This window comes from Devosia sp. CN2-171 (assembly GCF_049354815.1).
GTDB lineage: Bacteria > Pseudomonadota > Alphaproteobacteria > Rhizobiales > Devosiaceae > Devosia_A.
Genome location: NZ_CP186479.1, coordinates 747,361 through 762,985 on the forward strand (window position 1 = coordinate 747,361; position 15,625 = coordinate 762,985).

The 15,625-nt window shown below is 64.3% G+C and carries 15 protein-coding genes; all 15 read right to left on the reverse strand.

Annotated elements, in window-relative coordinates:
* Position 1: 1 nt before the first annotated feature.
* The 15 genes from ACOYW5_RS03820 to ACOYW5_RS03890 are packed head-to-tail and all read right to left on the reverse strand — an operon-like array spanning position 2 to position 15,518.
* Positions 2 to 826: a biotin--[acetyl-CoA-carboxylase] ligase gene (locus ACOYW5_RS03820; RefSeq protein ID WP_423067934.1), complete on the reverse strand. Its 825-nt coding sequence runs from the start codon at positions 824 to 826 to the stop codon at positions 2 to 4.
* Positions 826 to 2,274, reverse strand: a complete 1,449-nt coding sequence (nuoN, locus tag ACOYW5_RS03825; protein WP_423067935.1) for an NADH-quinone oxidoreductase subunit NuoN — start codon at positions 2,272 to 2,274, stop codon at positions 826 to 828. The genes ACOYW5_RS03820 and nuoN overlap by 1 nt, the downstream gene beginning before the upstream one ends.
* Before the next feature lie 9 nt (positions 2,275 to 2,283).
* Positions 2,284 to 3,801: an NADH-quinone oxidoreductase subunit M gene (locus ACOYW5_RS03830; RefSeq protein WP_423067936.1), complete on the reverse strand. Its 1,518-nt coding sequence runs from the start codon at positions 3,799 to 3,801 to the stop codon at positions 2,284 to 2,286.
* Positions 3,798 to 5,846 (reverse strand): NADH-quinone oxidoreductase subunit L, encoded by a 2,049-nt coding sequence (gene nuoL / locus ACOYW5_RS03835; protein ID WP_423067937.1) that lies wholly within the window; start codon positions 5,844 to 5,846, stop codon positions 3,798 to 3,800. The genes ACOYW5_RS03830 and nuoL overlap by 4 nt, the downstream gene beginning before the upstream one ends.
* A 4-nt stretch (positions 5,847 to 5,850) precedes the next feature.
* Entirely contained in the window at positions 5,851 to 6,171 is a 321-nt protein-coding gene (gene nuoK, locus ACOYW5_RS03840) for an NADH-quinone oxidoreductase subunit NuoK (RefSeq protein ID WP_423067938.1), read from the reverse strand.
* Positions 6,172 to 6,780 (reverse strand): NADH-quinone oxidoreductase subunit J, encoded by a 609-nt coding sequence (locus ACOYW5_RS03845; protein ID WP_423067939.1) that lies wholly within the window; start codon positions 6,778 to 6,780, stop codon positions 6,172 to 6,174.
* Between the two features lie 9 nt (positions 6,781 to 6,789).
* Positions 6,790 to 7,278, reverse strand: a complete 489-nt coding sequence (nuoI, locus tag ACOYW5_RS03850) for an NADH-quinone oxidoreductase subunit NuoI (protein WP_423067940.1) — start codon at positions 7,276 to 7,278, stop codon at positions 6,790 to 6,792.
* The gene (gene nuoH / locus ACOYW5_RS03855; RefSeq protein WP_423067941.1) at positions 7,278 to 8,375 is read right to left on the reverse strand and encodes an NADH-quinone oxidoreductase subunit NuoH; all 1,098 of its coding nucleotides are present in this window, start codon (positions 8,373 to 8,375) and stop codon (positions 7,278 to 7,280) included. Before nuoH ends, nuoI begins: the two co-directional genes overlap by 1 nt.
* A 9-nt stretch (positions 8,376 to 8,384) precedes the next feature.
* Positions 8,385 to 10,496, reverse strand: a complete 2,112-nt coding sequence (gene nuoG / locus ACOYW5_RS03860; protein ID WP_423067942.1) for an NADH-quinone oxidoreductase subunit NuoG — start codon at positions 10,494 to 10,496, stop codon at positions 8,385 to 8,387.
* Positions 10,497 to 10,501: 5 nt separating this feature from the next.
* Positions 10,502 to 11,815, reverse strand: coding sequence for an NADH-quinone oxidoreductase subunit NuoF (nuoF, locus tag ACOYW5_RS03865; protein ID WP_423067943.1), 1,314 nt, complete (start codon positions 11,813 to 11,815; stop codon positions 10,502 to 10,504).
* Positions 11,815 to 12,777: an NADH-quinone oxidoreductase subunit NuoE gene (gene nuoE / locus ACOYW5_RS03870; protein ID WP_423067944.1), complete on the reverse strand. Its 963-nt coding sequence runs from the start codon at positions 12,775 to 12,777 to the stop codon at positions 11,815 to 11,817. The genes nuoF and nuoE overlap by 1 nt, the downstream gene beginning before the upstream one ends.
* A complete protein-coding gene (locus ACOYW5_RS03875) occupies positions 12,777 to 13,967 on the reverse strand; it encodes an NADH-quinone oxidoreductase subunit D (protein ID WP_423067945.1) in 1,191 nt (396 codons plus the stop codon). The genes nuoE and ACOYW5_RS03875 overlap by 1 nt, the downstream gene beginning before the upstream one ends.
* Entirely contained in the window at positions 13,967 to 14,578 is a 612-nt protein-coding gene (locus tag ACOYW5_RS03880) for an NADH-quinone oxidoreductase subunit C (RefSeq protein ID WP_423067946.1), read from the reverse strand. The genes ACOYW5_RS03875 and ACOYW5_RS03880 overlap by 1 nt, the downstream gene beginning before the upstream one ends.
* An 8-nt stretch (positions 14,579 to 14,586) precedes the next feature.
* Positions 14,587 to 15,162 carry a NuoB/complex I 20 kDa subunit family protein gene (locus tag ACOYW5_RS03885; protein WP_423067947.1) on the reverse strand — a complete coding sequence of 192 codons (576 nt, stop codon included), beginning with the start codon at positions 15,160 to 15,162 and terminating at the stop codon, positions 14,587 to 14,589.
* Complete coding sequence (locus ACOYW5_RS03890; protein ID WP_423067948.1) at positions 15,153 to 15,518, reverse strand: NADH-quinone oxidoreductase subunit A; 366 nt, start codon at positions 15,516 to 15,518, stop codon at positions 15,153 to 15,155. The genes ACOYW5_RS03885 and ACOYW5_RS03890 overlap by 10 nt, the downstream gene beginning before the upstream one ends.
* Between the last annotated feature and the right edge of the window lie 107 nt (positions 15,519 to 15,625).

Consider the following 15,625-nt stretch of genomic DNA (forward strand, 5'->3'; position numbering starts at 1 on the left):
TTCAGCTCCTGAGACTTGCGGTGGTGCCGAAGTGCACGTCACCGGCGGTGATGGCAATGCGACTATTATCGTTGGCGCGGACGATCAGTCGTCCGGCCTCGTCAATGGTTTCAAAGATGCCGCGGACGACATCGCCGTCGCGGTTCACGGCCACTTCGGCGCCAATGCCGGCGGCGACGGTGCGCCACTGCTCGAGAACTTGCGGGATGCCCCTGCCCCGGTCCCAGATCTCGATGGCATCAACCCAGGCATCGGAGAGCGCGGCGAATACGGTTCCGGCGGTCACATCGATGCCGAGGGCGTGCAGCGATGTTGCTGGATACGGCAGGCCTTCGGGTGCGGCTACCACGTTGACGCCCATGCCGATGACGATCGCCATCGAACCATCAGGACGCTTCTGAGCTTCGAGCAGGATGCCGGCGAGCTTGGCGCCATCGGCCAGCACATCGTTGGGCCATTTGAGGGCGATGCGACCGTCGGCGTGATCGGCACCGTCGATGCCGGTCTTGAGGCGGGCAGCCGGGACGAGCTCGCTCAGCGCATGATCGAGCGCGACGCCTGCGACGAAACCAAGAGTGGCCGAGATGGCCGGATCGGAATCCGGCACGATCAGCAGGCTTGCCGCCATGTTGCCGTGGGGGCTCTGCCAGGGGCGGCCGCGGCGACCACGGCCGGCGGTCTGCTGCAGGGCGCAGAACCAGACATCGCCGACATCGCCAGCCTGAGCGGCCCTGGCCGCTTCGGTGGAGGTGGAACCCACGGTGTCATAGCCGTGGAGCCGGTAGCCGCGCGAAACTGCCTTCGGCCCGAGCCAGAAATCGGCCACTAGAACAGGCTTCCGGCCGCTGTATGGGCGGCGGCCGTCAGGGGCGCGCCCACCGTGACGAAATAGGTGACGATGAGGAAACCGACGCCGGCCATGACGACGTTGAGCTCGCCCGGCACGGCAGCGAACTTCGCCACCGGCTCGTCGAAATACATCACCTTGATGATGCGCAGATAGTAGAACGCGCTTACCGCCGAGGCGAGGACGCCGATGACGGCGAGCACGAACAGGCCCTGCTCTACGGCGGCGAGGAATACCTGCCACTTGGCGAAGAAGCCGGCGAGCGGCGGCAGGCCGATCAGCGAGAACATCAGGATGGCGATGATCGCGGCGACGAACGGCTTACGCTGGGCCAGGCCGGCGAGGCCGGTGATGGTCTCGACCGGCTGGCCGTCCTCGGTGCGGAGCGCGAGCACGCAGGCGAAGATGCCGACGGTCATGGCGACATAGATCGCCATGTAGACGGCGACGCCTTCGACGCCGACCGCGGTGCCGGCCGAGAGGCCGACAAGAGCGAAACCGACATGGCCGATCGACGAATAGGCCAGCAGGCGCTTGAGGTTGTTCTGGCCGATGGCGGCGAACGAGGCGAGCACCATCGAGGCGATCGACAGGAAGATGACGATCTGCTGCCAGTCCTTGGTGATCGGGCCGAAACTGACCGTGGTGACGCGGATGAAGAGCGCCATGGCCGCGACCTTCGGGGCCGCCGCGAAGAAGGCAGTGACCGGCGTCGGCGCGCCCTCGTAGACGTCCGGCGTCCACATGTGGAACGGCACTGCGGAAATCTTGAAGGCGACGCCCGCCAGCAGGAAGACCATGCCGAAGATCAGACCGATCGAGCGGGTTTCGAGCGTGATTGCCGCGACGATCTGGTCGAGCTGGGTGGTGCCGGTGAAGCCGTAGACCAGCGAAGCGCCGTAGAGCAGCATGCCCGACGAGAGCGCGCCGAGGACAAAGTACTTGATGCCGGCTTCGGTGGCCTTCGTATCGTCGCGCTTCATCGCGGCGACGACATAGAGCGCGAGGCTCTGCAGTTCGAGGCCGATATAGAGGCTCATGAGGTCATTGGCCGAGACCATGACCATCATGCCCAGCGTCGCGAGCAGGACGAGGATCGAGTACTCGAACTTGTCGATGCCGTGTTCCTTGCTGTTCGACAGCGAGATCAGCACGGTTGCGGCGGCGCCGCCGAGGACGAGCGCCTTCATGTAGCGGGCGAAGCCGTCGACGATGAACACACCGTTGAACAGCACACCGGCCGCGGGCTGGAGCACGAGCACGGCGAGCGCAGCGATCAGCAGCGCGATTGCAGCGACCGCGATCACGTTGGAGCGCACGCCCTTCCAGAACAGCGAGACAAGCAGGATCACGATGGCGCCAGCGGCCATCAGGAGCTCGGGATAGACAGGGGCGAGCGAAGCGAAGCTCGTGACGTCGGACTGCATGCCCGTCTCCTAGTGGCCGGCCGCCGCGGCGACTGCCTGCGGGGCAGCGCCGATGGCGTTGGCAAAGTTATCCGCAACGAGGCCCACCGATGCCGCGGTCGCATCGAGGATCGGCGCCGGGTAGAAGCCGAAGAGGATGGTGAGGACGATCAGCGGGACCAGCACCGCGATCTCGCGCTTGTCGAGATCGAGGATGCCCTTGAGCGACTCCTTGGTCAGCGCTCCGAAGATCACCCGGCGATAGAGCCAGAGCGCGTAGGCGGCCGAGAGGATCACGCCGAAGGCCGCGAAGAATGCCACCCAGGTGTTGACCTGGAACACCGCCAGCATGGTGAGGAATTCACCGACGAACCCGGACGTGCCCGGCAGGCCAACGTTCGCCATGGTGAAGACCATGAAGGCGAAGGCGTAGCGCGGCATGCGCTCGACGAGGCCGCCATAGGCCGCGATCTCGCGGGTGTGCATGCGGTCGTAGATCACGCCGACGCAGAGGAAGAGCGCGGCGGAGACGATACCGTGCGAGATCATCTGGAAGATCGCGCCGTGGATGCCGTAGATGTTGCCGGCAAAGATACCCATGGTCACAAAGCCCATGTGCGCCACCGACGAGTAGGCGATCAGCTTCTTCATGTCGGTCTGCACGAGCGCGATCAGCGACGTGATGATGATCGCCGCGATCGACAGCACGAACACGAAGTTCGCGAACTGGTGCGAGGCATCGGGGAACATCGAGATCGAGAAGCGGATGAAGCCATAGCCGCCAAGCTTCAGGAGGATCGCGGCCAGGATCACCGAGCCGCCCGTCGGTGCTTCGACGTGCGCTTCCGGCAGCCAGCGGTGGAACGGCCACATCGGCATTTTCACCGCAAACGAGGCGAAGAACCCGATCCAGAGCCAGGTCTGTACTTCCGGCGGGAAGCGGAACTTCAACAGCTGCTGGATATCGAGCGTGCCGGCCTGCCAGAACATCGCCATGATGGCGATGAGCATCAGCACCGTGCCGGTGAAGCTGTAGAAGAAGAACTTGTAGGTCGCCTGGATGCGACGCGCCCCGCCCCAGATGCCGATGATCAGGAACATCGGGATCAGCGTGCCCTCGAAGAACACGTAGAACATGGCCAGGTCGAGCGTCGCGAAAGCGCCAATCATGAAGGTTTCGAGGACGAGGAATACGACGAGGTATTCCTTCACCCGCTTGGTGATCGAGCCCCAACTGGTCAGCACCACGGCCGGCATCAGCACGGCCGTGAGCGGGATGAACAGCACCGAGATGCCGTCGACGCCCATGCGGTAGCCGATCGAGTCGCTGAACGCCCACTCCTCGACGAACTGGAAGTTCGTGTTGGCCGGGTCGAACAGGTACCAGAGCCAGAGGCTCAGAGCGGCCGTCACGATGGTGAAGCCGAGCGCGATCCAGCGGGACATGTTGTCCGCAGCCTCGCCCTTGCCGCCGATGATGAGCAGCACGAGTGCGCCCAGCGTCGGCAGGAAGGTAATGACCGTCAGAAGGTGGTCACTGAAGATCATCCGAGAAGTCCCCCAGAGGCGATGGCCCAGGTGAGCAGCGCCGCGATGCCGATGAGCATGGCGAATGCATAGTGGTAGAGGTAGCCCGACTGCAGCTTGACGACGCGGCCGGTGATGTAGCGCACGCGATTGCCGAGGCCTTCGGTGATGGTCTTGTCGACCAGCATGTCGTCAAAGCCCTTCCACAGCGCGTTGCCGAGCCAGAAGGCCGGCTTGACGAAGATGCGGTCGTAGAGCTCGTCGAAGTACCACTTGTTCAAGAGGAACAAGTACAGCCCCGGGTTCTGGTGCGCGAGACGCTTCGGCGCCGCCGGATCGCGGATGTACATCTGGTAGGCCGCGCCGAAGCCGAGGACCATGGCCACGGTCGCCGACCACTTGACCCAGAGCGGCACGCCGTGGGCGGCCTCGAGCAGTTCCTCGGAGACGACAACCGAGCCCTGGAAGAAGTGCTCGATGTGTTCGGCATGGCCGAAGAACAGGTCGTTGAACAGCACACCGGCCACAACCGCGCCGAAGGCGAGGATGTAGAGCGGCACCATCATCACATTGGGGCTCTCGTGGGCGTTGTCGTAAGCGCTGCCGTGGTGACCGTGGTCATCGTGGCTGTGGTCATCGTGCGCCGCGTGGGCGCCGTGGCCGTGATGGGCTTCGCGCGGCTTGCCGTGGAAGGTCAGGTGGATCAGGCGCCACGAGTAGAAGCTCGTGAACATGGCCGCGATCACCAGGGCCCAGAAGGCGATGTACCCGGTCGAGGCACCCGCCGCGTAGGCGACTTCAATGATGCCGTCCTTCGAGAAGAAGCCGGCGAAGCCAAACGGCGTGCCCGGGATGCCGACACCGGTCAGCGCCAGCGTGCCGATGATCATCATCGCGTAGGTGACGGGGATCTTGTGGCGCAGGCCGCCCATGTTCCGCATGTCCTGCTCGTGGTGCATCGCATGGATCACGGAGCCGGCGCCGAGGAACAGCAGGGCCTTGAAGAAGGCGTGGGTGAACAGGTGGAAGATGCCCGCCGAGTAGACCCCTGCCCCGAGCGCCACGAACATGTAGCCGAGCTGCGAACAGGTCGAGTAGGCGATCACGCGCTTGATGTCGTTCTGGACGAGGCCGACCGTGGCCGCAAAGAACGCCGTCATCGCGCCAACCAGCATCACCACGGTCAGGGCGACCGGTGAGGCCTCGAACAGCGGTGAAAGCCGCGCGACCATGAATACGCCGGCGGTCACCATGGTGGCGGCGTGGATGAGCGCGGAAACCGGCGTCGGGCCTTCCATGGCGTCCGGCAACCAGGTGTGGAGCAGGAACTGAGCCGACTTGCCCATGGCGCCCATGAAGAGCAGCAGGCAGACGACGGTCATCGCGTCGAGGTCCCAGCTCAGGAACCGGATGGTGTGGCCGGCGACTTCCGGCACGGCGTGGAACGCGCCATCGAAATCGAGGTGGCCGAGCACCATGAAGGCGCCGAAGATGCCGAGCGCGAAGCCGAAATCGCCGACGCGGTTGACGACGAAGGCCTTGATGGCGGCCGCGCTGGCGGAGGGGCGCGTGTACCAGAAGCCGATGAGCAGATAGGACGCGAGGCCTACGCCTTCCCAGCCGAAGAACATCTGCAGGAAGTTGTCGGCCGTCACCAGCATCAGCATGGCGAAGGTAAAGAGCGATAGGTAGGCGAAGAAGCGCGCGCGGTGCGGATCGTCGGCCATATAGCCGATCGAATAGACGTGGACGAGACTCGAGACGGTGGTGACCACCACCAGCATCACGGCCGTCAGCCCGTCGACCCGCAGCACCCAGTCGAGCTGCATCGGGCCCGAATGGATCCAGCTCAAGACGAGGACCTTGGTCGCCTCGGCGTGGCCGGCGCCTTCGGCGGCGGCCGGCGCGAACCAGAAGTCGCTGGCGAAGACGATCCAGCTCAGCACCGCTGCGACGATCAGCAGGCCCGAGGTGATGTACTCGCTGGTCCGGTGTCCGATGACCCGGCCGAGCAACCCTGCGATCAGTGCCCCGACGAGGGGCAGGAAGACGATAGCCTGGATCACGTGGTCAGCCCTTCAGCGAGTTGACGTCTTCCACGGCGATGGAGCCGCGGTTGCGATAGTAGACGACGAGGATGGCGAGGCCGATGGCCGCTTCCGCCGCCGCGACCGTGAGGATCAACAGCGCGAAGATCTGCCCGGCGAGATCGCCAAGCTGCGAGGAGAACGCCACGAAGTTGATGTTCACCGCGAGCAGGATCAGTTCCACCGACATCAGAATGACGATGATGTTCTTCCTGTTGAGGAAGATACCGAACACGCCCAGCGTGAACAGGATTGCGCCTACCGCGAGATAGTGGCCGATGCCGATACCGGTTGCTGCCAGCATTTAGAGCCCCTGCCCCGATTTGACTTTGACCACTTCGACGCCTTCCGAGCGCTTGCGCCCGGTCTGACGGAACACGTCCTGGCGTTTGACGTTCGGCTTATGCCGCAGCGTCAAAACGATCGCGCCGATCATGGCGACGAGCAGGATCGCTGCCGCGCCCTGGAACAGAAAGACGTAGCGCGTGTAGAGCAACAGGCCGATGGCCTTCGTGTTCTGAACCCCGGCCTCGATCGGCACCATCGCCGTCGCCTCGACGCCCGTTGGCAGTACGAAGCTGCCCCCTACCAGCAGCAGCTCGAGCAGCAGGATGACGCCGACCACGACGCCAACCGGCGCGTATTGCAGCATCCCTGAGCGCAGCGACGCGAAATCAACGTCGAGCATCATGGTGACGAACAGGAACAGCACCGCGACCGCGCCGACATAGACGACGATCAGGATCAGCGCGAGGAACTCGGCGCCGGCCAGCATGAACAGGCCCGCCGAGTTCACGAATGCGAGGATCAGGAACAGCACCGAGTGCACGGGGTTACGCGCCGCGATCACCATGAGCGCCGAAGCGACGGTGATCACCGAGAACACGTAGAAGAAGAAGAGCGGCAGCGTCATCTCGATTCCTTACCGATACGGCGCGTCGGCGGCGAGGTTGGCGGCGATCTCTCGCTCCCAACGGTCGCCATTGGCGAGCAGCTTCTCTTTGGAGAAGTACAGTTCCTCGCGGGTTTCAGTCGCGAACTCGAAGTTCGGGCCCTCGACGATGGCATCCACCGGACAGGCTTCCTGGCAGAAGCCGCAATAGATGCACTTCACCATGTCGATGTCGTAGCGGATGGTGCGGCGGGTGCCGTCGTTCTGGCGCGGGCCGGCTTCGATAGTGATGGCCTGGGCCGGGCAGATCGCTTCGCAGAGCTTGCAGGCGATGCAGCGCTCTTCGCCATTCGGATAGCGGCGCAGCGCGTGCTCACCGCGGAAGCGCGGCGAGTACGGGATCTTCTCGAACGGGTAGTTGATGGTCTTCTTCGGGGCGAAGAAGTAGCGCATCGCCGTGAAGAAGGCGTCGACGAACTCGCGGAGCAACAGGCCGTTGAGGAACTGGGTGAAACGCATCAGACAGCACCCCCGTGCCAGCCCCAGCCGGTGAGCTGGAGAACGAACGCCACGACGACAACCATCAGCAGCGAGATGGGCAGGAACACCTTCCAGCCGATACGCATCAGCTGGTCGTAGCGGTAGCGCGGTACGATCGCCTTTGCCATCGCGAACATGAAGAACACCGCGCAGAGCTTCAGGCCGAACCAGACGAGGCCCGGGATCCAGTTGAACGGCGGCAGATCGATAGGCGAAGCCCAGCCTCCGAGGAAGAGGATCGTGGTCATCGCGCACATCAGGATGATGGCGATGTACTCACCCAGCATGAACAGCAGGTACGGGGTCGAGCCGTATTCCACCATGTAGCCGGCGACCAGCTCGGACTCGCCTTCCGGCAGGTCGAAGGGTGGGCGGTTGGTTTCCGCGAGGGCCGAGATGTAGAAGATCACGAACATCGGGAATAGCGGCAGCCAGTACCAGTTGAGGACACTGAGCCACGGAACGCCGAGCATGTGGGCGATGCCGCCCGACTGCTGAGCCGTGACGATGTCGGTGAGGTTGAGCGAGCCCGCGACCAGCAGCACCGTGATGATCACGAGGCCGATCGAGACTTCATACGACACCATCTGCGCGGCTGAACGCAACGCGCCGAGGAAGGCGTATTTGCTGTTCGACGACCAGCCGCCGATGATGATGCCGTACACGCCGAGCGAGGAAATCGCGAAGATGTAGAGGACGCCGATATTGATATTGGCCAGCGCCCAGCCCTTGTCGAACGGGATCACGGCGTAAGCCGAGAGCGCGAGGATCGAGGTGACGAGCGGGGCCAGCAGGAACAGCGCCTTGTCGGAACTCGCTGGGATAACAGGCTCTTTGAAGACGAACTTCAACAAGTCCGCGAAGGACTGCAGCAGACCGAACGGGCCGACCACGTTGGGGCCGCGACGCACCTGCACGGCCGCCCAGATCTTGCGGTCGGCGAGTAGGATGTAAGCGGTGAAAATCAGCAGCGCGACGAGGAGTAGCAGCCCCTTGTAGATAAAACCGATCTGCGTACCCCAACCGAAAATCGGGATACCGAGCAGGTAGTCCAGCGCTGAAACGACGAAATCCATCGGGGTCCCTTACTCTGCAGCCTGGCGGAGGCCGGCCTGCAGCGCGGCGCATTCACCCATCGTCGCCGACGAGCGGGCGATGGGGTTGGTGAGGTAGAAATCGGCCACCGGCGAGGTGAAGGTGGCGGACTTGGTCTTGATCGCCGCACCGGCGAGCTTCTTCACATCATCGACCGAGCTGTTGGCGATCTGGTCGAGACGACCGAGGTGCGGGAACTCGGCATAGAGCTTCGCGCGCAGTTGGCTCAGCGAGTTGAAGGGCAGCGCCTGGCCAAGGACGGCAGAGATGGCACGGAAAATCGCCCAGTCTTCCTTCGCCTCGCCCGGCGGGAACACGGCGCGCTCGGCGAGCTGCACGCGACCCTCGGTGTTGACGTAGGTGCCCGACTTCTCGGTGTAGGTCGCCGACGGCAGGATCACGTCGGCGCGGTGCGCGCCGGCATCGCCGTGCGTGCCGACATATACGACGAACGCTTTGCCCATGGCTGCGGTGTCGTGCTCGTCGGCGCCGAGCAGGAACAGCACGTCGAGCTTGCCTTCGCCGGCGAGACCGATCTGGTCCGCGGAGCAGACGCCGCCGTCATGCGGCACGAAGCCGATATCGAGGCCGCCGACGCGGCCGGCGGCGTTGTGCAGCAGCGCAAAGCCGTTCCAGCCCTCGGCGACATTGGCGCCGGTCGCGAGCTTGGCTGCGAGAGCGATGGTGTCGCGGCCGATCTGCTTGGACTTGGCGGCGCCGTGCGACACGGCTCCCTCGCCCACTATGATCAGCGGCTTCTTGGCATTAGCCAGCACGTCGGCAAAGCTGCCCTTGCCGGCGGCGAGATCGGCGAGAGTGCTGAAGCCGTTGCCGAGATAGGTGTAGTTGTAGGTGAGGTCGGCCTGGTCGCCGATCACGGCGATCGGGGTGCCCTTGCCGCGCCAGGCCTTGCGGATGCGGGCGTTGAGCACCGAGGCCTCCTTACGCGGGTTGGAACCCACGATCAGGATGGCGTCGGCTTCCTCGATCCCGGCAATGGTCGGGTTGAAGATGTAGGCCGAGCGCGGCATGGACGGGTCGATCCCCGACATCGCCGGACGGCTGTCGGTCATGCCCGAGCCGAGCGAGGTCATCAGGGCCTTCAGCGCGTACATGTCCTCGACAGAAGCGAGATCGCCGGCGATGGCGCCGACCTTGTTGCCGCCGCCCGAGGCCTTGATCGCCTTGGAGATGGCGGCGAATGCCTCGTCCCAAGACGCGGGCTTCAGCTTGCCGCCGCTGCGGACGTAAGGACGATCCAAGCGCTGGGCCTTGAGGCCGTCCCAGATGAAGCGGGTCTTGTCGGAAATCCACTCTTCGTTGATGGCCTCGTTGACGCGCGGCAGGATGCGCATCACTTCGCGGCCACGGCTGTCGACGCGGATGTTGGAGCCAACCGCATCCATCACGTCGATGGACTCGGTCTTCACCAGCTCCCACGGACGCGCGTGGAAGGCGTAGGGCTTCGACGTCAGCGCGCCGACCGGGCAGAGGTCGATCACATTGCCCTGCAGTTCGCTGGTCAGCGCCTGCTCGAGGTAAGACGTGATCTCGGCATCCTCGCCGCGGCCGAGGAGGCCCATTTCGCTGATACCAGCAACTTCGGTGGTGAAGCGGACGCAGCGCGTGCAGTGGATGCAGCGGTTCATCTCGGTCTTCACGAGCGGCCCGAGATACTTGTCCTCGACGGCGCGCTTGTTCTCGACATAGCGGTTCTTGTCCACGCCATAGGCCATGGCCTGGTCCTGCAGGTCGCACTCACCGCCCTGATCGCAGATCGGGCAATCGAGCGGATGGTTGATCAGCAGGAACTCCATCACGCCTTCGCGGGCCTTCTTGACCATCGGCGTGTTGGTGAACATCTCGGGCGGCTCGCCGTTCGGTCCGGGACGCAGGTCCTTGACCGACATGGCGCAGCTGGCCTGGGGCTTCGGCGGCCCGCCCTTCACCTCGACGAGGCACATGCGGCAGTTGCCGGCGACCGACAGGCGCTCATGGTAGCAGAAGCGCGGGATCTCGGCGCCCGCGGCCTCAGCCGCCTGCATCAGCGTGTAGTAGTCCGGGACTTCGACGAGTGTGCCGTCGACCTTGATGCTGGCCATCGCCCTTACTCCGCCGCGATCGAGGGCACGGCGCCCTCGCTGGTCGAGGACCAGGTGTATTGATCGATCCGCGCCTCGATGACGTCGCGGAAATTGCGGATCAGGCCCTGGATCGGCCAGGCCGCCGCATCGCCGAGGGCGCAGATGGTGTGCCCTTCGATCTGCTTGGTGACTTCGAACAGCATGTCGATTTCGCGCTTCTGGGCGCGGCCTTCGACCATGCGCTCCATCACGCGCATCATCCAGCCGGTGCCTTCGCGGCACGGCGTGCACTGGCCGCAGCTCTCGTGCTTGAAGAAGGCCGCGATGCGCCAGATGGCCTTGATGATGTCGGTCGACTTGTCCATCACGATCATGCCGCCGGTGCCGAACGAGCTCTTCTTGTCGCGCAACCCGTCGAAATCCATGATGGCGGTGCGCATATCTTCGCCGCGCACAACCGGGCAGGACGCGCCGCCCGGGATCACCGCGAGCAGGTTGTCCCAGCCGCCACGGATGCCGCCGCAGTGCTTTTCGATCAGTTCTTCGAAGGTGCAGCCGAGGGCATCCTCGAACAGGGCCGGCTTGTTCACGTGGCCGGAGACCATGAACAGCTTGGTGCCGGTGTTGTTCGGGCGGCCGATGCCGGCGAACCAGGCGCCGCCACGGCGAAGAATCTCCGGCACGACGGCGATCGACTCGACGTTGTTGACGGTAGTCGGGTTGCCGTAGACGCCCATCGCTGCCGGGAACGGCGGCTTCAGGCGCGGCTGGCCCTTCTTGCCCTCGAGCGACTCCATCAGCGCGGTCTCTTCGCCGCAGATGTAGGCGCCGGCGCCATGGTGGACGACGATCTCGAAGTCCCAGCCGTGGATGTTGTCCTTGCCGATCAGGCGGGCATCATAGGCCTGCTGCACGGCGGCTTCGAAGTTCTGCCGCTCGCGGATGAATTCGCCGCGGATGTAGACGTAGGCGATATGCGCGCCCATGGCGCGGCCGGCGAGGAGGCAGCCCTCGATCAGGTGGTGCGGATCGTGGCGCAGGATCTCGCGGTCCTTGCAGGTGCCGGGCTCGGACTCGTCGGCATTGACGAGAAGCTGGCTCGGGCGGCCATCGTTGACGCCCTCTTTCGGCATGAAGGTCCACTTCAGCGCGGTCGGGAAACCGGCGCCGCCGCGACCACGCAGGCCCGAGCCCTTCACTTCGTTGACGATCCAGTCGCGACCGTTGTCGATGAACTTCTTGGTATCGACCCAGCCGCCACGGGCGCGAGCCCCTTCGAGGCCCCAGTCGCCGGTGCCGTAGAGGTTGGTGAAGATGCGGTCTTTGTCTTCGAGCATCAGGTGTCACCCTTCTTGCCGCGCGGCTTGCCCGGCGCCTTGCCTGCATCGATCTTGCCGGCCGGCGATTCAGCACCGGTCGCGTCTTCACGCATGGCCTTGTTCGGCTTGCCGTCGGCCTTGGCCGCGGCATCAACGGCCTTCCGCTCTGCTTCCGCGGTCGCCGTCGACATTTTCTCCGGCGATGGGGACTTGAGCGCAGGCGCAGTCTCTTCGGTCGTCTTCCGTTTGCGGCCGGGGGCGGTCGGTTCAGTCGCCGCAGCTGATGGCGCGGGGGCTGGGGCCGCGGCGGCAGAAGCCGGCGCGGGCTCGGGGGGCGGCGGGAACGGCTTGTAGGTGCGCTTGGCGGTCGGTTTTTCGAGCAGCGTGGTCTGCCCACCTTCGGCCGCGCCATACTGGCGTCCGACCTGCGGGCCCGGCTTCACTTCGGCGCCCTTGCCCGCGGCGAACTTGTCGAGGATGGTCTCGAGGCTCTCGGGCGTGAGGTCCTCGTAGGTGTCGCTGCCGATCATTACGAGCGGGGCGTTCACGCAGGCGCCGAGGCACTCGACCTCCTCCCAGCTGAACTTGCCGTCGGGGGTCACTTCGAACGCGCTGTGGCTGATCTTGCGCTCGCAGACGTGGCGGAGGTCTTCGGCGCCGCGCAGCATGCACGGCGTCGTGCCGCAGACCTGAACGTGGGCGACGGTGCCGACCGGCTTCAGCTGGAACTGGGTGTAGAAGGTCGCGACTTCGAGCACGCGTATGTACGGCATGCTGAGGAGGTTCGCGACAGCCTCGATGATGGCGCGGCTGATCCAGCCTTCCTGCTCCTGGGCGCGGAACAGCACCGGGATCACGGCGGACTGCTGACGGCCCGGCGGATACTCGGCCATCTTCTTTTCGGCCCAGGCCTGGTTCGCCTTCGTGAATGCGAAGGTGGCCGGCTGGATCGCCTCATCTGCTAAACGGCGGACGGACATTACCGATCGACCTCACCAAACACGATATCGAGCGAACCGAGGATAGCGGCGACGTCCGCCAGCATGTGCCCTCGGCAAAGGAAATCCATGGCCTGCAGGTGTGCGAAACCCGGCGCGCGGATATGGCAGCGGTATGGCTTATTGGTGCCGTCCGAGACCAGGTATACGCCGAACTCGCCCTTGGGCGCCTCGACGGCAGCGTAGACCTCGCCGGCAGGAACCTTGTAGCCTTCGGTGTAGAGCTTGAAGTGATGGATCAGCGCTTCCATCGACTGCTTCATCTCGTCGCGCTTGGGCGGCACGACCTTGCCGTCGGTCGAGGCCACCGGCCCCTGCCCTTCGGGCGAATTCAGCAGCGCAATCGCCTGCTTCATGATGCGGATCGACTGGCGCATCTCTTCCATGCGGACGAGATAGCGATCGTAGCAGTCGCCGTTCTTGCCGACTGGCACGTCGAAATCAAAGCGGTCGTAGCACTCGTAGGGCTGCGCCTTGCGGAGGTCCCAGGCGGCGCCGGAGCCACGCACCATCACGCCCGAGAAGCCCCACTTCCAGGCGTCCTCAGCCGACACCACGCCGATATCGGCGTTGCGCTGCATATAGATGCGGTTGCCAGTCAGCAGCTTCTCGAGGTCGTCGAGGACGAGTAGGAACGGATCGCAGAACGCCTCGATGTCGTCGACAAGTGCCTGCGGCAGGTCCTGGTGCACTCCGCCCGGACGGAAATAGGCCGCGTGCATGCGGCTGCCCGAGGCGCGCTCGTAGAAGATCATGAGCTTTTCGCGCTCATCGAAGCCCCAGAGCGGCGGCGTCAGCGCGCCGACGTCCATGGCCTGCGTCGTGCAGTTCAGGATGTGGGACAAGAGTCGCCCGATCTCGGCGTAAAGCACGCGGATCAGCTGGCCGCGCATCGGCACTTCTAGCCCGAGCAGCTTTTCCACCGCGAGGCAGAAGGCGTGCTCCTGGTTCATCGGCGACACATAGTCGAGCCGGTCGAAATAGGGCACGGCCTGCAGGTAGGTCTTGGTCTCGATCAGCTTTTCGGTGCCGCGATGCAGCAGGCCAATATGCGGATCGACGCGCTCGACGACTTCGCCATCGAGCTCGAGGATGAGCCGCAGCACACCGTGCGCCGAAGGGTGGATCGGGCCGAAGTTGATCGTGAAGTTTCTTACATCGACTTCGGACATCAGTTCTTCGCCTTCTCGTCACCAGGCAGCACGTAATCCGTACCCTCCCAAGGTGACAGGTAATCGAATTGCCGGAATTCCTGCGCGAGCTTTACCGGCTCGTAGACGACGCGCTTGCGTTCTTCGTCGTAGCGCACCTGCACATAGCCGGTGGTCGGGAAGTCCTTGCGCAGCGGATAGCCGTCGAAGCCGTAGTCGGTCAGGAGGCGGCGGAGATCCGGATGCCCGGTGAACAGGACGCCGTAGAGATCGTAGGTCTCGCGCTCGAACCAGTCGGCGCCCGGGAACATGGCGGTGATCGAAGGAACCGTCTGTTCGGTGTCGGTGGTCAGCTTCAAGCGCACGCGCAGGTTCTGGCGGGGGCTGAGCAGGTGGTAGACCACGTCGAAGCGCTGCTCGCGATCGGGATAATCGGCGCCGCAGACGCTGATGATCGAGATGAAGGCCTCGTGGTCGTGCAGGAACGTCGTCACATCGACGATGGCGTCGCGCTCTACGTGCAGGGTCAACTCGCCGAAGGCCAGCGTATGGTCGAGCACCTTGTCGCCGAGTGCGTTGCGCACGCGTTCGGCGAGCGCCGCGAGCGGTGAAGGAATGGGGCCGTCAGTCATGGCCGGTCCTATCGTTCGATCGTGCCGGTGCGGCGGATCTTTTTCTGCAGGAGCAGGATGCCGTACAACAAAGCTTCAGCGGTCGGCGGGCAGCCCGGGACATAAATGTCCACCGGCATGACGCGGTCGCAGCCGCGCACCACCGAATAGGAATAGTGGTAGTAGCCGCCCCCATTGGCGCAGCTGCCCATCGAGATGACGTAGCGGGGCTCCGGCATCTGGTCGTAGACCTTGCGCAGCGCCGGGGCCATCTTGTTGGTCAGGGTGCCAGCAACGATCAGCACGTCGGCCTGGCGCGGCGAGGCGCGCGGTGCGGTGCCGAATCGCTCGATGTCGTAGCGCGGCATCGACATCTGGATCATCTCGACGGCGCAGCAGGCGAGGCCCGTTTGCATCCACATCAGCGAGCCGGTACGGGCCCAGGTGATCAGCTGCGACGCGGTCGTGGCGAGGAAGCCCTTGTCGGCCAACTCGGCATTGACTTCGAGCATGAACGGATCGTCGGCACCAACAGGCTTGTTGGTCTTCGGATCGATGACGCCCTTGGGCTGGGGAGCGACAAGCGTCCCTTCGGTCAATCCCATTCCAGCGCGCCTTTCTTCCACTCGTAGATAAAGCCGATGGTCAGGACGCCGAGGAAGATCATGACCGACCAGAAGCCGAACCAGCCGACCTCGCGGAACGCTACTGCCCATGGGAACAGCAGCGCCACTTCGAGGTCGAAGACGATGAACAGGATCGACACCAGGTAGAAGCGCACATCGAACTTCATGCGCGCGTCGTCGAACGCCTCAAAACCGGCCTCGAATGCCGAGACCTTCTCAGGATCCGGCTTCTTGTAGGCAACGATAAAGGGGGCAACCATGAGGGCCAGGGCGATAACCGCAGCCAGACCGACGAAGATAAGGATCGGCAGGTAGTTGCTGAGCAACTCGTTCATTGTGCAGCCTAATGGTCTGCCGGTGGGAGGTACCGGCATCGCGCGGCCAAATGGGCAATTGTGGGCCCCCGAGACGACGCGACTTCGTGTGGCACGGGCTTAGCCCA